The sequence below is a fragment of the Bacillus sp. ES1-5 genome (assembly GCF_022487605.1).
In the GTDB taxonomy this organism is placed as follows: domain Bacteria; phylum Bacillota; class Bacilli; order Bacillales; family Bacillaceae_G; genus Bacillus_A; species Bacillus_A wiedmannii.
On record NZ_JAKVPU010000004.1, the window covers coordinates 394,320 to 411,130 of the forward strand.

Sequence of the window (16,811 nt, forward strand, 5' to 3'; positions counted from 1 at the left end):
CTTATGGTTACTACATATCTTTTATTTATCGTTGCCTACTTACTTGGCTCGATTCCATTCGCACTAGTCGTTGGAAAAATCGGCTACGGAATCGATATTCGTGAGCACGGAAGCGGTAATCTAGGCGGAACAAATACATTCCGCACACTAGGGAAAAAAGCAGGTTTTATCGTTACAATTGCTGACATTTTAAAAGGTACATTAGCAACAAGTCTACCGATTATTTTCGGATTAGATGTTCACCCACTATGGTTCGGATTAGCTGCTGTTCTTGGACATGTATATCCAATTTTCGCAAAATTCCGTGGTGGTAAAGCTGTTGCAACTTCTGCTGGCGTGCTATTATGCTACTCTCCAGTTGTTTTTGCAATATTAGCTGTTGTCTTTTTCAGCCTTTTATTTACAACAAGATACGTATCACTTTCTTCTATGGTAACAGCCGTCGTTGCTGTTATTGCATCCATTGTTAGCGGGGATAAAATCTTCATTATTGCGATGTGTTTATTAGCAGGTATGGTTATTTATAAACACCGTGCAAATATCGGACGAATTATAAATAAAACTGAACCGAAAGCAAACTTTTCAAAAAAGCAAAAATAAGATTGTAACCCACATAACGCAAAAAGAAAACGTGAAGCATATTAATAGCGTCTTTTTGCGTTATTTTTTATACTAAAGAAAAAGCAACATAATTTGGAGGAACTATACATGAATCTTTCCGTAACAAAAGAAGCAGCACAATGGTATAAAAATGAATTAAACTTACAATCGGGTGAAACACTACGCCTTTTCGTACAATACGGCGGTTGCAGTACTGTGCAAAAAGGACTTTCTTTAGGTATTCGTAAAGATGACCCTGCACATCCTGCTGTTCAAACTCAAGAAGAAGGTATTAACTTCTTTATTGAAGGCGATGATGAATGGTTCTTCGATGGACATAATTTATCTGTTACATTTAACGACGGTGATGATTTCCCGCAATTTAATTATGAAAAATAAAAAAGCGTGGCTTCTGCCACGCTTTTTTATTTTTTCTTAATTTCCTCATATTTCGCATACCACTCTGGATATAACTTTTTAAATGATACGGGCCTGAACCCTTCTTTTTTTGCGCAAATATTCGTCGTACTTGCAGTAATACAAAGTTCACCTTCACCGTTATATATTTCATAACCATATACAACGCGAAGCGGACTCACAGTATCAATCCACGTTTTCACAATTGCTTTTTCTCCGTAACGCATCGCTTTACGATATGAAATTTGCAAGTCTAACACAGGAGAAATAATTCCCTCTTTCTCCATTTCAACATATGAAAATCCTAAATCTTGTATAAGTTTCGTGCGACCTAGTTCAAGCCACACCAAATAGTTTGAATGGTAAACAACACCCATTTGATCTGTTTCCGCATAACGGATTTCAACTTCATGTTCTGCTACAAACATATGTATTCGCCTTCTTTCACTTCTGCTACCTTGCATACATTTAATCATAATACAGTGACATCAAAAATAAAATAAAAACAGTGAATCTTTTACTGAAAGGGGCAAGCATATGATTCAAATTGTAACTGTTCGTAGCGGTGATAGCGTATATAGCTTGGCATCAAAGTATGGATCAACACCTGACGAAATAGTAAAGGACAATGGACTAAATCCAGCTGAAACACTCGTTGTAGGTCAGGCACTGATCGTTAATACGAAAGGGAATAATTATTATGTACAGCCTGGTGATAGCCTATATCGAATCTCTCAGACATATAACGTACCTCTCGCTAGTTTAGCTAAAGTTAATAACTTATCTTTAAAATCCATTCTCCATGTTGGACAGCAGTTATATATACCGAAAGGGACAAAACGTGCAGTAGAATCCATCGCTTATTTACAGCCTTCAACAATACCAATAAAAGAAAGTTTGGTTAACGCTACGCGTGCCATTAATCCATTTTTAACATATTTGGCTTACTTCAGTTTCGAGGCAAAAAGAGATGGTACGTTAAAAGAACCAACTGAAACAGCTAAAATCGCTAATATTGCAACGCAAGGCAAAACCATCCCGATGCTCGTTATTACAAATATTGAAAATGGAAATTTCAGTGCCGATCTGACATCAGTTATTTTACGCGATGCATCGATTCAAAACAAATTTATTACTAACATTTTACAAACAGCTGAGAAGTACGGTATGCGAGACATTCATTTTGATTTCGAGAGTGTAGCACCTGAAGATCGCGAAGCGTATAATCGTTTTTTACGAAATGTAAAAACACGCTTACCTAATGGGTACACATTGAGTACAACGCTTGTACCGAAAACAAGTTCAAATCAAAAGGGAAAATTTTTCGAAGCTCACGATTATAAAGCACAAGGGCAAATTGTTGATTTCGTCGTCATTATGACATATGACTGGGGTTGGCAAGGCGGGCCACCGATGGCTATTTCGCCTATCGGTCCTGTAAAAGAAGTACTTCAATACGCGAAATCTCAAATGCCTCCCCAAAAAATTATGATGGGGCAAAACTTATACGGATTCGATTGGAAACTTCCGTTCAAACAAGGCAATCCGCCTGCAAAAGCAATTAGCTCTGTCGCAGCTGTCGCACTAGCTCGTAAATTCAATGTCCCCATCCGCTATGATTTCACAGCTCAAGCTCCTCATTTTAATTATTTTGATGAAAATGGTGTTCAACACGAAGTTTGGTTTGAAGATTCACGGTCTGTTCAAAGCAAATTCAATTTAATGAAAGAACAAGGTATAGGCGGTATTAGTTACTGGAAGATTGGCTTACCATTCCCGCAAAATTGGCGTTTACTCGTTGAAAATTTTACGATTACGAAAAAGGGCTGACATAAGTCAGCCCTTTTTTACTATTAAAAATCCGTCACAAAAAGAAGAATGACAACATTCTCCCTTTTTAACCGTTATCAACAATCGGTTGTTTGCCCGTTTGGTCTTGCATTTGCTTTCCTTTATTGCCACCAGCTTTTTTTGATTGTGTTCCAATATGATTCGGTGCAAAGTCTTTTGAATTCTTTTTCGGATTACCCATTACTATCGCCTCCTTAACACTAGTATCGTACTAGTGTTAAGAATTATTCAGCTTGCTTAAAAAGTTGCATTTCATAACGTTTTTCAATACGCTCTTCAATGCGATCGATTGCATCACGATCACTTAATAATTGTTGTTTATTTTCTTTCACAAGTTCGTCAAATGATTTACGGCGACTTCTTCTCATGCTGTTCACCCTCTCTCCTTCGCATTCTTACTATACATAGTATGAGCAAATGAAAAACGCTTTAATCAGATTTGCAAGAAAATTTTATGTTTTAGTACTCCTAAAAAAACTCCGTGTACAATAAATTGCAACACTCACGAAATCTGGACACATATCAAAACACCTAAGCCATCCGCTGCAATTCACTTAGTACTTTTGACATATTTTCAAAGGGATATTTTCCGTATACATTGTTAAAAAGATAAATTTGATCGATTCGTTACCATTTCATCCATATCTTAATTCAAAAAATATTTTGACTTCCGAGCAAATGTCCCTCGATTACTATTGGCTTTAATTGTAATATCCTTTACCGTATGCAATCCATTCCTTTTTCATATATTAATTTAGTTCATGCATTACGTATTGCTTCGTTAGTACGAGCTATACGTAAATTAGTGTATTCTTTCCCCAATTTTTACCTCATAAATTTTTTTAGACATATTTTTATAAAGTGTTCAAAATACAACAGATCGGCTATTTCTGTTTATTGAACACATGAAATATACAAACTATAATAACAAATATAAATAACCAACACTATGTTGGTTAAAAAATAGGAGGCACTAAAATGAAAAATCAAGTATCAATAGTAGTTGAACATGAATTGAATAACGTAACACCAGAAATGATTGACTGGTGGTGGGATAATATTGATAACTCTGAACGATATAAACTATGGCACCCAGAAGAACATGTTGATTTTAAATGGTTAGTTGATCCTAAAGTACATGGGCATGTAGGAGCCATATCAGCTTCAATTGAATCTGCTGGGGATGGACTGGAATTTCCGCTAAGAATTAGATGGGAAGATCCTAAAGATTGTCCTATAAATAAACATTACAGCCATGTTTTAATGGGTTCATGTTTAGATGATAATGACGATGTAATTTCACAAGTAATACATCAATATGAAAAATCCGAGAACGGTACAGTAATGACTTCTACATTCATTTTCCCGAAAGGATTACCACCATTTATTAATCTAAGTGGTTTATATAAACACAATGTAGAAGAAATGAGTGAGTTCAGTAATTTTTTACCAGAACTGTTCAAAGAAAATTTGTAAGGTAACTAAACAAATTTTCTTTGAATACGTGACTAACTAGAAAACAAATTAGCCCCCATCATTTTAGATATGACTAAAATGATGGGGGCTTTCAATATCAAACCAATCACATTACTTCTCTCAGTAATGTGCTCTGCTCTTCAAATGAAAAACACCTCCGTCAAATTTACATACTTAGTATGCGAATTCAGGAGATATTTTTTCCTGCACCACGATTCGGATTCACTTCAAAATAGCACACAAAGTTTTTATACCCTAACGTTTAAATACTCTTTTAATTTCTCTTCTGCATTCACTTCACTTTCTTTATAATCACGCAGCGATTGCAGTACGAAATCATACTGTTCTAAAATATAACTTTCTAATTTCAAGACATCCTCTAAACTATTAAGCATAATTCTCGTATTACCAACTTCACTTTTTAACGCCGGTTCACAATTTAAACTCGTACATATTTCTTTCACATCATCTTCTAATATCTCTGTTAATACGTATTTCTTTCGCCCTTTTACTTTTACTCTCATAACTGGATAAAAAGCTTTTATATCTAAATAGCTTCCTACATTCATACAACGAATCCATTCGATATCACGTTTATTTCGTACAAGTATCTTTTTTACTGCTTCATATACTGCTGTTTCATCAAGTACTTCCGTATTCGATTTTCTTTTTTCCACTTCTTCAATAGATGAACATTTTTGATAAACAGCTGCACAAGTAATACAATCATCAAATGCATTATGAGAACTTAAACGAATTCCAAGCATTCGCTTTAACGTTTCAAGTTTATGATTAGGCGCGTGCTTCATATATTTCTTTGCTAAAAACACAGTATCAATCACTTTATTTTGAGGTTCCGGTAAACCAAGCATATTTACATTACTTTTCAAAAAACGCATATCAAACGATGCATTATGAGCGACAATTACATTTGTATGTAAAAATGCTAAAAATAAAGGTAATACTTCTTCAATCGTCGGTGCATCTGAAACACGATAATTTGTAATACCTGTTAAACTTGTTATTCGGTCCGGAATTGAACGCTCTGGATTCACATAGGAAACAAATTGATCTACTAGTTCATGATTACGATATTTCACTGCTGCGACTTGAATAATTTTATCATTATAAGGGTTAAATCCTGTTGTTTCAAAATCAATTACAACATAATCTAACGGTAAGGATATATTCCCCACTCCATACACTCCTTTATCTCTAAACGTTTATATTTCTTTTATCATAACATGCTGCTATCACTCCGTGAAAAAGAAAAGGCAGAAATGGTAACTTTCCACCTCTACCTTTTCGCCGTTATTTTAATTTAGCAATCCGTTTCTCCATCTCTTTTTGTGTCATCGGTCCAATAAACTTATCTTGAATGACACCTTTCGTATCTATAAAATACGAAGTTGGAATCGTAATTACTTTATACGCTGTTGTCACATCAATGTTCTTGTCCAATAAAATAGGAAAAGTAATGCCTTTCTCCTTAGCAAAATTGCTTACCTTTTCTACCCCACCACCTTTTTCTGAAGGCGTATAATTTATTGCTAAAATTTCTACGTTCTCTTTATGTTCTTTATAGAAAGCTTCCATATCAGGCATTTCTTGCTGGCAAGGTCCACACCACGTTGCCCAAAAGTTTAAAATTACTTTCTTTCCTTTTAAATCTGATAACTTTATATTCGTTCCATCTAACTTCGTTAATGCAAAGTCTGGTGCACTCTTCCCTATTTCAATACCATTACTTGCAATCATCTCTTTCATAGCAGCTTCACTTTTTTCTTGCTCCCCTTGTACCACCTGATCGTTTTTACCAAACTGTTCATAAGCTGCATATCCCGCTAAACAAAGTAACACTACAATAATCGTAAGTTTCCGCCACATTTTATATCACCCTAACGTGTTTATCTTCTTATAACTTAATCACCCAAATACTATATACCTTATTTTAGCTTATACGGACAAGCTTGGAAATATTCACAATCAAAATAATTAGAATATTCTTATTTGAAGTGTAATTTTTCCCTTTTTATCATATAATTAGAAAAAACAGATGAAGTGTTGTTTATCTTCTTATGGACCCATTCACCTTTTTACTTTCTTATATAACCTTCAACAAAAGGGGGATTGTTTATGAATTCATTCGAAAAAATAACATTATATATTCTTAGTTTTCTTTTATACCCAATCGGTATTATTACATGGATCATTTCACTCTTTAATAAAGATCTTGAAAAAAAGAAAGTAGGGCGTATTTGTCTCTACGTCTCTCTAGTCTCATTCGTCCTTTTCGTAATCCTTGGAATTGCCACTTTCCTTATGACCGCTACTTTTAACGTTGATCTGAATCACTCGGAATCTATCGAGTATCAAATAGATGACGCTGAATAAAGATAAGAGCAATGCTTGCAATATTTCTTACCTTTTTCCCCATCAATATCGGAACCGTTGCACTTAAAAATAAAAACGGAGTTACCCACAATATGAACTCTGTATCTATATGTTGTAGTGCTATGAACGCACCTATAAATTTCGCAATAGCGTGAATATATTCTATTAATATAGAACCATATAATCTGACCCAGTTTGGAATATCAGACACAACTAACGTCTCTAACTCTCCTTGTTTAATCTTCTCACTCTCTTCAAACGGTAATGAGAAAAAATGACGCAATACATCTATACGTTTCCTTTGCAATATTCGTTGACTTGCTTTGGAGCTCACATAATCAAATGAAAGATTGTTTATCCACATCAACAAGCGAATAGCTGCATACAGCTGCTATTACTAATAATTTTTCTTTCTGTAACGGTAACAATATTCTTTCATGATGTTCCCTCCATTTTTATAGTAAAAAGAAAGGGATGAAACCAATTGGTTTCATCCCTTTCCATAAAATAAGGAAGCTAACAGTTGTTAGCTTCCTTATCGTTCATTTCAATTATTTAGTTCGATACTTTTGACTCTTCAATTTTCTCACGAAGAACCATTTGTAGAATACCACCGTGACGGTAGTAGTCAATTTCTACTTCACTATCGAAACGAGCTACTACTTCAAATTGTTTTTCGTTGCCATCTGCATCAGTTGCAACTACTTTTACAAGATCGCGTGGTCTAACTGTTTTGTCAATTTGAATTTCAAATGACTCGTTACCAACAAGACCTAATGTTTCAGCGCTTTCGCCATCTTTAAATTGAAGTGGTAACACGCCCATTAACACTAAGTTACTACGGTGAATACGTTCGAAGCTTTCTGCGATTACTGCTTTAATACCTAATAAGTTTGTACCTTTCGCAGCCCAGTCACGAGAACTTCCCATACCGTAATCTTTACCAGCAATAACTAGAAGGCCTGTGCCATCTTCTTTATATTTCATAGCAGCATCATAGATTGATGTTACTTCACCAGTTGGCCAATATGTTGTGTATCCGCCTTCTGTTCCTGGTGCAATTTGGTTTTTAATACGGATGTTCGCGAATGTACCACGCATCATAACTTCGTGGTTACCACGACGAGAACCGTAAGAGTTAAAGTCAACTGGTTGTACGCCGTTTTCTAATAAGTAGCGTCCAGCTGGTGTATGCTTACCAATTGAACCTGCTGGTGAAATATGGTCTGTCGTTACAGAGTCTCCAAATTTACCAACTATGCGTAAATCTGATAACGTTTCAACTTCACCTGGCTCTTTAGATAATCCTTCAAAGAACGGTGGGTTTTGAATATAAGTTGAATCATTATCCCAAGTATATAAAGCTTCGTTTGAAGTTTGAATTTCATTCCAGCGCTCATTGCTGTTAAATACTTGTGCATATTCTTTCTTGAACAGTTCTGATGTAACAACGTTTTGAACTACATCTTCAATTTCTTTAGCTGATGGCCAAATATCGTTGAAGTAAACAGCATTGCCATTTGCATCTTTACCGATTGCATCATTTTTCAGGTCAATATCAACAGTACCTGCAAGTGCATATGCCACAACAAGTGGTGGTGATGCTAAGTAGTTTGCTTTTACAAGTGGATGAATACGACCTTCAAAGTTACGGTTACCAGATAAAACAGATGTTACTAATAAATCGTTTGCTGCGATTGCTTCTTCTAATTCCTCTGCTAACGGACCAGAGTTACCGATACAAGTCGTACAACCGTAACCAACTGTTTGGAAACCTAATTGATCTAAATATGTTGTTAAACCTGATTTATCTAAGTACTCAGTAACAACTTTAGATCCTGGTGCTAATGATGTTTTTACGTACTCAGGTACTACAAGTCCTTTTTCAATTGCTTTCTTTGCAACTAGACCTGCCCCAATTAATACGTATGGGTTTGATGTATTTGTACAGCTTGTAATTGCAGCGATTGCAATTGCACCTGTCTTCATCGTTACTTCTTTATCTTCTAATGTAACCTTCACTTCTTTATCGAACTCTTGCTCATTAAATCCAAGTCCTTGTGTTCCAACTGGTGCTAAAACAGCTTTGTGGAACGCATCTTTCATATCTGAAAGTGGAATTAAATCTTGTGGGCGTTTCGGTCCAGAAAGGTTAGATTCAATTGTATTTAAATCAATTTCAACAAGATCAGTGTAAATTGGATCTTTGCTGTCTGCTGTATAGAATAAACCATTTGCTTTACAGTATTCTTCAACAATGCGAATTTGCTCTTCATCTCTACCTGTTAAACGTAAGTATTCTAATGAAATATCGTCAATTGGGAAGAATCCACAAGTTGCACCGTATTCTGGTGCCATGTTTGAAATTGTTGCACGGTCAGCTAAAGGCATGCTCTTTAGTCCATTACCGAAGAACTCAACGAATTTACCAACTACACCTTTTTGACGTAATACTTGTGTTACTTTTAATGCAACATCAGTTGCTGTAGTACCACTTGGAAGTGTACCAGTTAATTTCACACCGATTACTTCAGGTACTGGGAAGTATGAAGGCTGTCCAAGCATTCCTGCTTCTGCTTCAATACCACCAACGCCCCATCCAAGAACGCCGATACCGTTAATCATCGTTGTATGTGAGTCTGTTCCAACTAATGAATCTGGGTATGCAACTAAGTCACCTTCAGCATTTTTCACAGCATGAACAACTGGTGCTAAATATTCAAGGTTTACTTGGTGTACAATACCTGTAGCTGGTGGCACTGCGCGATAGTTATCAAATGATTTTTGTGCCCAGCTTAAAAATTTATAACGTTCTTCATTACGTTTAAACTCTAAGTCCATGTTGAATGCAAGCGCGTCTGCCGTACCCGCTCTATCAACCTGTACAGAGTGGTCAATTACAAGGTCTACAGTAATTTCTGGATTAATTTTATCAGGATCCCCGCCCATATCTGCCATTGCTTTACGAAGCGAAGCCAAATCTACAACGGCTGGAACACCAGTGAAATCTTGTAAAATTACACGAGATGGTTTAAATGGAACATCGATATCTTGCACATCTTTCGTTCCCCATTTCGCTAAATTTGTAACATGCTCTTCTGTGATTACACGTCCGTCTACTTGACGAAGTACTGATTCAAGTAAAACTTTCACAGAATATGGTAATTGTGATACGTTGCCAACCCCTGCATTTTCAAGCGCTTTCAAATCATAATAATGATACGTTTTTTCATCTACTTCAAAAGTTGCACGTGATTGAAATGGATTATGTTTGACCATTATGTTTCCCCCCTGTTAAACGTGACTAAGTTGTCTGAATATAAAATGTAGACAAACTTTTCAATACCTTACGATAATATCTTATTACAACTTTCTAAATAAGTAAATAATAAGAAACTTATAGATTATCATAAGTTTTCTTTATGTTTCTAAATTTGAATAGTGTTCACGGTCCTTATGAATACTATTACCATAAAGTAAAGTGCTCTATTAGTGCTTTACTTACAGTTCATACATACTATGAACTGCTCATCATTCAACATACAAAAAATGTTATAGAGGTGAAATAAAATGGGTAAAAGAAAAGCAAATCATACTATTTCAGGAATGAATGCGGCATCTGCACAAGGACAAGGAACTGGTTACAATGAAGAATTTGCAAATGAACCTTTAACTCCAGCAGAGCGACAAAATAATAAAAAACGTAAAAAGAACCAGTAACGAAAAATCCCAAAAGGCATATTTTCCTTTTGGGATTTTTTCTAATGTTTATAACGTAGTAATTCCGAAACCGTTACAAATCGATAGCCTTGTTTTTTCAGCTCAGGTAAAATTTTTGCTAGCGCTGCTACTGTTTGACTACGATCATTTCCTCCATCATGTAATAATACGATATCTCCACTTTTAGCATTTTTCACTACATGATTTACAATGGATTCAACCCCTGGATTCGCCCAATCACGTGGATCTTGATGCCACGACCATAGAACAGTTTGATAACCTGCTTCTTTCGCTGTTTTAAATACAGCATCGTTAATATATCCGCCAGGAGGACGGAATAGTAAAGGTTCTTTCACCCATTTTTTAAAAAATTTCTTTCCATCTAAAATATCATTTTCTAATTTTTCATCTGATGAATTACTCGCATACAAATGGTTCATCGTATGATTTCCAATTTCATGTCCCTCTTTTAACACTTGTTTCACTAAATATGGATTACGCTGAACTCGAAATCCAATCATAAAAAAAGTCGCTTCTGCTTTATATTGACGTAATAAATGTAAAATTTGTGTTGTATAAGTCGGATCTGGTCCATCATCAAATGTAATGGCAATAATCTTTTCATTATTAGGTACTTCCCATGTTACATAACCAGTTGGTTCTAGCTCTTTTCTGAGCAACATTTTCGCTTCCACTTTTTCCACTTGAAATATATGTACTGCGCATAATAAAGAAAAAACCACTAAAAAAATTTTCTGTTTTAGCATAATGTTCATTAAAGTAGGAGGTTGTCGAATACACAACAACCTCATTTACTTTTCTAATTGATCTACATTTCGCATAATGTTTTGGAGATTATTTTCGTATTGCTCAAGTTGTGGACGTTGTGTTTCTGAAGCTACTTCTAACGCATTTTGAATCTGTTCATACGCTTCCTGAACCTCTTGGCGTAATTCTTTTAGATCATGACCGTAGTTTGGATCATTTTTTACAATGTTGTTAAATGCATGTTCTGCTTGTGTAACTCCTTGCTGCGCTGCTTGAAAAGCTTGTTGTTTATCTTTATGATATGGCATTATATAATCCCCTTTCCATAATAGTTAGTCCCATTTATCTTTACCTTTTTTTCTAAAAACATTCTCGTATAAATTTGCAAACTTCTCTCATTCTAAAGAGAAAGAGGAGGTGTCACATACAATGGGAAAAAACAATCGTGAAGCGAAAGAAAAAAAGGGACAACCTGAACCATTAAGCGGATCGCATAAAGTAAAAAACCGTAACCATTCACGCCAAAAAAATCATGCACATCATGATATGTAAAACAAAAGGTTCACACTAGCTACCTTTGTCACATACAATGTTTATATTTTTCCATTTATTCTTCACCCCCACTTCATTCATGCATAACATAGTATGAATTGAGATTTTACGGAGGGTGTCTTACATGGGCAAGAAAAAGAAGGATTGTCTTTTTCATGTTGATGGTTTCGAAGAATGGATGGATCAATTTTGTTCTGATTCTTGCAGTAACTTTAGTTTCCCAAATCAAATTCATATTGACCTTTGCGAAACTGAACAAGAGTACATTTTGGAAACAGATGTACCAAATGTATCCGAACAAAATGTAGTCATTAAAAAGATGGAGACAGGCCTAAACATTTGCATACTTCATAAAAATATTTCTTTGCAGCGGATCATTCCTTTACCCGCTACTATTATTTATAAGAAGATGCTAGCCTGCTTAGAGAATGGATATTTAGCCATTCATATTTCCAAAAATGAAGTTACTAATAAACATGAAGAAAAAGTTCTTTTTCAAAGTGAGCAGTAAAATAAAGTAAAACTGTAATCAATGGGAGTTTTACTGTCCGCAAATAGCGGGATAAAGTGAAACTTTAATCAGTGGGGGCTTCATCCCCACTGATTATTAGCCTTCACCAATCGGGCTTTTACGGGCAGTTGATCCCCCACCTAACTTCTTTGCTTTCGCTGAATTTTTAGGTGGGGATTCTTATCGCCCGTTAATGCGGGATAAATACAAAAATAAGCCCCAGTCATCTGCTGGGGCTTATTTTATTTCGCATGTAATTCTAAATTACAATTTTTATCATATCTTTTTTTCAATAAACCTTTTGTAACTAAAAGTACAGGAAATGCTACAGTTGAAATTATAGCTAGCGCTGAAAATACTACAAACCCATTTTGATACCCGTAGTAATCGAGAAGCACTCCCCCAAGCCATGGACCAATTACTGCTCCAATTCCTGAAAATCCCATTGCTCCAAAATATGTGCCTTTCAAATGCGAAACAGCTATATCATCAATAAATACATCCGTCATGGAAAACATTAAAACTTCTCCAACTGTAAAAATAATTGTGCAGACAGCAGCACCTAGCGTAGATTCTACTATTCCAAATCCAAACACCCCCCCGCTCACAAATAAAGTTCCAACCATAATTGATGTTAACGGTGTATACTTTTTACATATTTGAATAACAGGGTATTGAATTACGACTACAACAATCGCATTTAAAGCTAACATGTACGAAAACAATTTCACTCCATCCTGAAATATATGTGAATTTGCAAAATATTGAGACACTGTTGTCGTTAAGTGTGAAAAGCCACAATTACTCAAAATAATACCGACTAAAGCAACTAAAAATACGACATCCTTTCGCAATATACGAACTGCATTTAACATTGTGACGGGCTTTTCTGTATTTACTTTCTTTTTTTCAATTGGATACTTCTTAAATTGGAATGCTAATATAGCTGTATATAGAATATATACTCCAGCTGCTACTAAAAAAGGAATTGTAGATTTTACACTTCCAATCTGTAACCCGACAAGTGGGCCAATCGCTACTCCAACATTTATTGCACCGTAACGCAAATTATATACGAGTAAACGATACTCTGGTTTCGTTAAATCTGATAATAATGCTCTTGACGTCGGCTCAAAAAAGGACCTACATAATCCATTCAAAGCATTTAATAAAAAGAAACTTAAAACATGATTTGCAAATGAAAAACCTATAAATACAAACACCCAAACGATCATGGACCATATTATAATCATGTTTCGGCCGAATCGATCCGATAAATTTCCTCCGATAAAACTAGCAAACACTCCAACAAGTGCACTCGTTCCGATAATAGCACCCGTCATTCCAGCTGATACACCTTTAACAGTCGTTAAATAAATTGCTAAAAAAGGAATACTCATTGACGTAGCAAACCTTGCGAATAAAGTCCCTATTATAATTGTCATTCCTAACGGATGAATATTGTGCAACTTCCCCTTCATCTTCAAACCTTCTCTCCCAATTCTTACATAAAAAAAGAAAGCAAAGGATCTGCTTTCTTTTCCCTTTTTATACTTGAGCTGTTGATACCCGGGCTGTTCTCGTTATGTCCATATCTATGCCATATGTAAACTGTAATTCTTTACAAACATCTTTAATTAAAATTGCAACATTATACTTCTCATTAAATTGTAAAACGATATTTTCTACTTCTTCATATGTATACTTATATTCCCCTGTAATGACACTTTTTAGATCAAAGCATTCATTTATACAAAGTTGCACAAGCAGCTGGTCATATTTCTCTATTACATCTTCTTTCTTCCACAGTACTTCTTTTACATATAACCGATCAAACTTCACACTTTCTCGATTACAATCCGTTAAAATCCGGGTCATTTCATTTAATTCTCGATACAATTCAGAAATATTTTTGCTTAAACTAAGAAGTTTATCTACGCCGTTTTCATATAACATATTCATTCCACCCCCGCATTTTCTTTTTCTTATTATAGCAAGAAAATTCTAAAAATAGTTTCTTTCTTCTGAAATATTAGGAAACTAATTTCAATTGCTTTACAATGAAACTAGTGAACACGAAAGGGGAAAGAAAATTGGAGCAAAAATTATATTACACTGACGCTTATAAGCAAGACTTTACTACAAAAGTTATAAAACAAGATTATGATAAAGACGGGAACTTATACGTTGTTTTAAACGAAACGGCATTTTATCCGACAGGTGGCGGACAACCATATGATACTGGCACATTAAATAACATCGATGTAATCAATGTAGAAGAGATAGATGGAGAAATTCGCCACTTCATTGTAGAACAATTACATACAGAAGAAGTAGAAGGTACAATCAATTGGGAGCGCCGGTTTGATCACATGCAGCAACATGCCGCTCAGCACATTTTATCTGCTGCGTTTTGGGACCATTTTAACATACCTACGATTGGATTCCATCTTGGTAAAGAAACGGTAACAATTGATTTAGAAACTGCTAACCTTTCTACGGAAACTGTTGAGAAGGCCTTACAAATTGCTAATCAAATTGTTTTTGAAAACCACCCGATACGTACCCAGTGGATGAGCTTAGAAGAAGCAAAAACATTACCCCTTCGTAAAGAACCGACGTTAACAGAAAATATACGTGTTGTTATTATCGAAAATTACGACTACAACGGCTGTGGCGGAACACATCCGAAACGTACAGGTGAAGTAGGTCCTATTCAAGTATTAGGATGGGAGCGCAATAAAGGTGGCATACGATTAACGTTTATAGCTGGCTGGCGCACACTAAAACTTATGGGGCAACAGCAACAAATTATGAAAGATGTTTCTAAACAATTAAACAGTAGCGAAACTGATATTCCAGCTAAAGTTTCACAACTTTTAACTTCTCAAAAAGAAAATGAAAAAACAATACAAACAATGAATGAAAAATTATTATTTGCAGAGACAAATGAACTACTCCAACACCCTGTAGAAATACATGCTGGCATACTTATTTCTAAAGTATTTATAAATCGTTCTATGCAAGAAATCGCAAAGCTTTCTGCTATTATTACAGAACAACAAGAACATGCCATTACATATTTCGTTATTGAAAACGAGGACAAATTACAATGTATTCTTGCTTGTGGAAAAACAGTCACGCTCGATATGAATGCTCTTTTAAAAGATGCACTTCCTGCAATTGAAGGAAAAGGTGGTGGAAATAAAAAGAGTGCGCGCGGCGGCGGAAAAGCGGTTATGACCGGAGAAGAGTTTTTAAACCAACTTGTTTCTTCTTTACAGTCAGCGGTGTGAAATATTTTTGCGAAGGATAGCTAATAGCTATCCTTTATCTATACTTACAGGCCTATATTTTGTTTCAATCCTTGATAACTCCCTGCATTTGCAAACCCTTCATTTACCAGTTTCATAAAAGTTTCCGAAAAACCATAATGACTTAATTCGTTAATCGGTACCATTTGCACATCATGAATCGGATTATGATCGAACTCGTTAGAAGGTAGCGTAATTTCACCTTCAATCCTTTCAAGCAGAAACGTAATATGTAATAAAGATGGACTAGCATCTGGTTTATCACAAACATAGAGTAGCTTCTTAATTTTAACTTCTAATCCTGTTTCTTCTCTCATTTCTCGAATCATCGCTTCTTCTAACATTTCACCATTCTCTACCCTTCCTCCAGGTAAAGACCAATCGCGATTAGCAACTTTTTGCTTTACTAGCAATACCTTTTCATCTTCAATTAAAATTCCCGTAACACGAACTTGCATTACATTTTCCATATGTAATCTCCTCTTCCTGTTATATTCACAAATTAATCCTTCCACAAAAAGAACATATGTTTTATAATTAAAGAAAATTATGGAAGAAAGAAGTTGTTACATTCATGCGTCCAACTTTAACAAAATCTATATCACTTGAAGATTTCCAAAACTATTATTGGTTAAAAGCAGAACTCCAAACATTTTGTCGTGAGCATGGTTTACCAGCTAGTGGCTCTAAAATGGAAATAACCGAGCGTATCTCACATTATTTAACTACTGGTAAAATATTAAAATACAGCTCTGGTCAAAATATGAGTAAAGCTTCCCTCTCTTATAAAGAACTTTCCCTTCAAACGCTTATTACTAAAAATCACCGCTGTAGCGAAGATGTTCGTGCTTTTTTCAAAGACAAAATTGGAGCAAACTTCCGCTTTACAGTAGCTCTTCAAAAGTTTTTTAAAGAGAATGTTGGAAAAACATATGAAGACGCGATAACGTTTTGGTATGAAGAAAACGAACGAAAAAAAGATCCTACTTATAAAACAACTATTAGCGCGCAGTTTGAATACAATCGTTTCACTCGCGACTTTTTCGAAGATCCAAATAATAAAGGAAAATCAAAAGCTGATGCTATCGCTGCTTGGAATGAAATAAAAGCAAAACCTGGTAGTAATGCTTATGTTCCTCAGAAAGTAGAAAACTAGTAGCACTACTATCAAGACCTAAATCTAAAAAACTTTAAAAGATAATTAAATA

At 35.2% G+C, this 16,811-nt stretch carries 21 protein-coding genes and 1 pseudogene; 10 read left to right on the forward strand and 12 right to left on the reverse strand.

Translation table 11 applies throughout. From position 1 onward, the window contains the following. Positions 1–3 precede the first annotated feature (3 nt). On the forward strand, positions 4–600 hold the full coding sequence (gene plsY, locus MKO96_RS16400; RefSeq protein WP_000258967.1) for a glycerol-3-phosphate 1-O-acyltransferase PlsY: 597 nt from the start codon (positions 4–6) through the stop codon (positions 598–600). Positions 601–708: 108 nt separating this feature from the next. Next, positions 709–999 carry a HesB/YadR/YfhF family protein gene (locus MKO96_RS16405; protein ID WP_001054449.1) on the forward strand — a complete coding sequence of 97 codons (291 nt, stop codon included), beginning with the start codon at positions 709–711 and terminating at the stop codon, positions 997–999. A 26-nt stretch (positions 1,000–1,025) separates the two neighbouring features. Here the strand turns inward: MKO96_RS16405 and MKO96_RS16410 are convergent, their stop codons facing one another. After that, positions 1,026–1,445, reverse strand: a complete 420-nt coding sequence (locus tag MKO96_RS16410) for an acyl-CoA thioesterase (protein WP_000495804.1) — start codon at positions 1,443–1,445, stop codon at positions 1,026–1,028. A gap of 109 nt (positions 1,446–1,554) precedes the next feature. Between MKO96_RS16410 and MKO96_RS16415 the strand changes: the two genes are divergently transcribed. Continuing rightward, complete coding sequence (locus MKO96_RS16415) at positions 1,555–2,847, forward strand: glycoside hydrolase family 18 protein (RefSeq protein ID WP_240588101.1); 1,293 nt, start codon at positions 1,555–1,557, stop codon at positions 2,845–2,847. A gap of 67 nt (positions 2,848–2,914) precedes the next feature. On the opposite strand, the gene sspN is transcribed toward MKO96_RS16415, so the two are convergent. After that, a complete protein-coding gene (gene sspN, locus MKO96_RS16420) occupies positions 2,915–3,049 on the reverse strand; it encodes an acid-soluble spore protein SspN (protein WP_000527987.1) in 135 nt (44 codons plus the stop codon). Between the two features lie 43 nt (positions 3,050–3,092). After that, the gene (locus MKO96_RS16425; protein WP_001254698.1) at positions 3,093–3,236 is read right to left on the reverse strand and encodes an FbpB family small basic protein; all 144 of its coding nucleotides are present in this window, start codon (positions 3,234–3,236) and stop codon (positions 3,093–3,095) included. Between the two features lie 610 nt (positions 3,237–3,846). Between MKO96_RS16425 and MKO96_RS16430 the strand changes: the two genes are divergently transcribed. Then, positions 3,847–4,344 (forward strand): DAPG hydrolase family protein, encoded by a 498-nt coding sequence (locus MKO96_RS16430; RefSeq protein WP_076539386.1) that lies wholly within the window; start codon positions 3,847–3,849, stop codon positions 4,342–4,344. Positions 4,345–4,592: 248 nt separating this feature from the next. Here the strand turns inward: MKO96_RS16430 and MKO96_RS16435 are convergent, their stop codons facing one another. Together MKO96_RS16435 and MKO96_RS16440 are read right to left on the reverse strand one after the other, a co-directional pair. Beyond that, a complete protein-coding gene (locus MKO96_RS16435; protein WP_240588102.1) occupies positions 4,593–5,540 on the reverse strand; it encodes a 3'-5' exonuclease in 948 nt (315 codons plus the stop codon). A 115-nt stretch (positions 5,541–5,655) separates the two neighbouring features. Next, on the reverse strand, positions 5,656–6,231 hold the full coding sequence (locus tag MKO96_RS16440) for a redoxin domain-containing protein (protein WP_087981500.1): 576 nt from the start codon (positions 6,229–6,231) through the stop codon (positions 5,656–5,658). Between the two features lie 249 nt (positions 6,232–6,480). On the opposite strand from MKO96_RS16440, the gene MKO96_RS16445 reads away from it, so the two are divergent. Further along, on the forward strand, positions 6,481–6,738 hold the full coding sequence (locus MKO96_RS16445) for a hypothetical protein (RefSeq protein ID WP_240588103.1): 258 nt from the start codon (positions 6,481–6,483) through the stop codon (positions 6,736–6,738). A gap of 7 nt (positions 6,739–6,745) precedes the next feature. Here the strand turns inward: MKO96_RS16445 and MKO96_RS16450 are convergent. Together MKO96_RS16450 and acnA are read right to left on the reverse strand one after the other, a co-directional pair. After that, positions 6,746–7,169, reverse strand: a pseudogene (locus MKO96_RS16450) (ABC transporter transmembrane domain-containing protein); the annotation flags it as partial. A gap of 124 nt (positions 7,170–7,293) precedes the next feature. After that, positions 7,294–10,017 carry an aconitate hydratase AcnA gene (gene acnA / locus MKO96_RS16455; RefSeq protein ID WP_240588104.1) on the reverse strand — a complete coding sequence of 908 codons (2,724 nt, stop codon included), beginning with the start codon at positions 10,015–10,017 and terminating at the stop codon, positions 7,294–7,296. Positions 10,018–10,308: 291 nt separating this feature from the next. Between acnA and sspO the strand changes: the two genes are divergently transcribed. Beyond that, positions 10,309–10,458, forward strand: a complete 150-nt coding sequence (gene sspO / locus MKO96_RS16460; protein WP_000518057.1) for an acid-soluble spore protein SspO — start codon at positions 10,309–10,311, stop codon at positions 10,456–10,458. Positions 10,459–10,499: 41 nt separating this feature from the next. On the opposite strand, the gene pdaB is transcribed toward sspO, so the two are convergent. Further along, positions 10,500–11,225, reverse strand: coding sequence for a polysaccharide deacetylase family sporulation protein PdaB (gene pdaB, locus MKO96_RS16465; RefSeq protein WP_096001630.1), 726 nt, complete (start codon positions 11,223–11,225; stop codon positions 10,500–10,502). A gap of 45 nt (positions 11,226–11,270) precedes the next feature. After that, positions 11,271–11,534: a hypothetical protein gene (locus tag MKO96_RS16470; protein ID WP_001146292.1), complete on the reverse strand. Its 264-nt coding sequence runs from the start codon at positions 11,532–11,534 to the stop codon at positions 11,271–11,273. Between the two features lie 121 nt (positions 11,535–11,655). Here MKO96_RS16470 and MKO96_RS16475 point away from each other — a divergent pair, with 121 nt between their 5' ends. Together MKO96_RS16475 and MKO96_RS16480 are read left to right on the forward strand one after the other, a co-directional pair. Continuing rightward, entirely contained in the window at positions 11,656–11,778 is a 123-nt protein-coding gene (locus MKO96_RS16475; protein WP_000517650.1) for a small acid-soluble spore protein P, read from the forward strand. A 124-nt stretch (positions 11,779–11,902) separates the two neighbouring features. After that, positions 11,903–12,289, forward strand: a complete 387-nt coding sequence (locus MKO96_RS16480) for an Hsp20/alpha crystallin family protein (protein ID WP_141525283.1) — start codon at positions 11,903–11,905, stop codon at positions 12,287–12,289. Between the two features lie 242 nt (positions 12,290–12,531). Here the strand turns inward: MKO96_RS16480 and MKO96_RS16490 are convergent, their stop codons facing one another. Beyond that, the gene (locus MKO96_RS16490; protein WP_240588105.1) at positions 12,532–13,770 is read right to left on the reverse strand and encodes an MDR family MFS transporter; all 1,239 of its coding nucleotides are present in this window, start codon (positions 13,768–13,770) and stop codon (positions 12,532–12,534) included. Positions 13,771–13,837: 67 nt separating this feature from the next. Beyond that, the gene (locus tag MKO96_RS16495; RefSeq protein WP_000965140.1) at positions 13,838–14,245 is read right to left on the reverse strand and encodes a hypothetical protein; all 408 of its coding nucleotides are present in this window, start codon (positions 14,243–14,245) and stop codon (positions 13,838–13,840) included. A gap of 137 nt (positions 14,246–14,382) precedes the next feature. On the opposite strand from MKO96_RS16495, the gene MKO96_RS16500 reads away from it, so the two are divergent. Then, positions 14,383–15,585, forward strand: coding sequence for an alanyl-tRNA editing protein (locus tag MKO96_RS16500; protein ID WP_240588106.1), 1,203 nt, complete (start codon positions 14,383–14,385; stop codon positions 15,583–15,585). A gap of 44 nt (positions 15,586–15,629) precedes the next feature. On the opposite strand, the gene MKO96_RS16505 is transcribed toward MKO96_RS16500, so the two are convergent. After that, the gene (locus MKO96_RS16505; protein WP_240588107.1) at positions 15,630–16,073 is read right to left on the reverse strand and encodes an NUDIX domain-containing protein; all 444 of its coding nucleotides are present in this window, start codon (positions 16,071–16,073) and stop codon (positions 15,630–15,632) included. Between the two features lie 104 nt (positions 16,074–16,177). On the opposite strand from MKO96_RS16505, the gene MKO96_RS16510 reads away from it, so the two are divergent. Then, entirely contained in the window at positions 16,178–16,759 is a 582-nt protein-coding gene (locus tag MKO96_RS16510; RefSeq protein WP_240588108.1) for a DUF6434 domain-containing protein, read from the forward strand. The last annotated feature ends 52 nt before the right edge of the window (positions 16,760–16,811 follow it).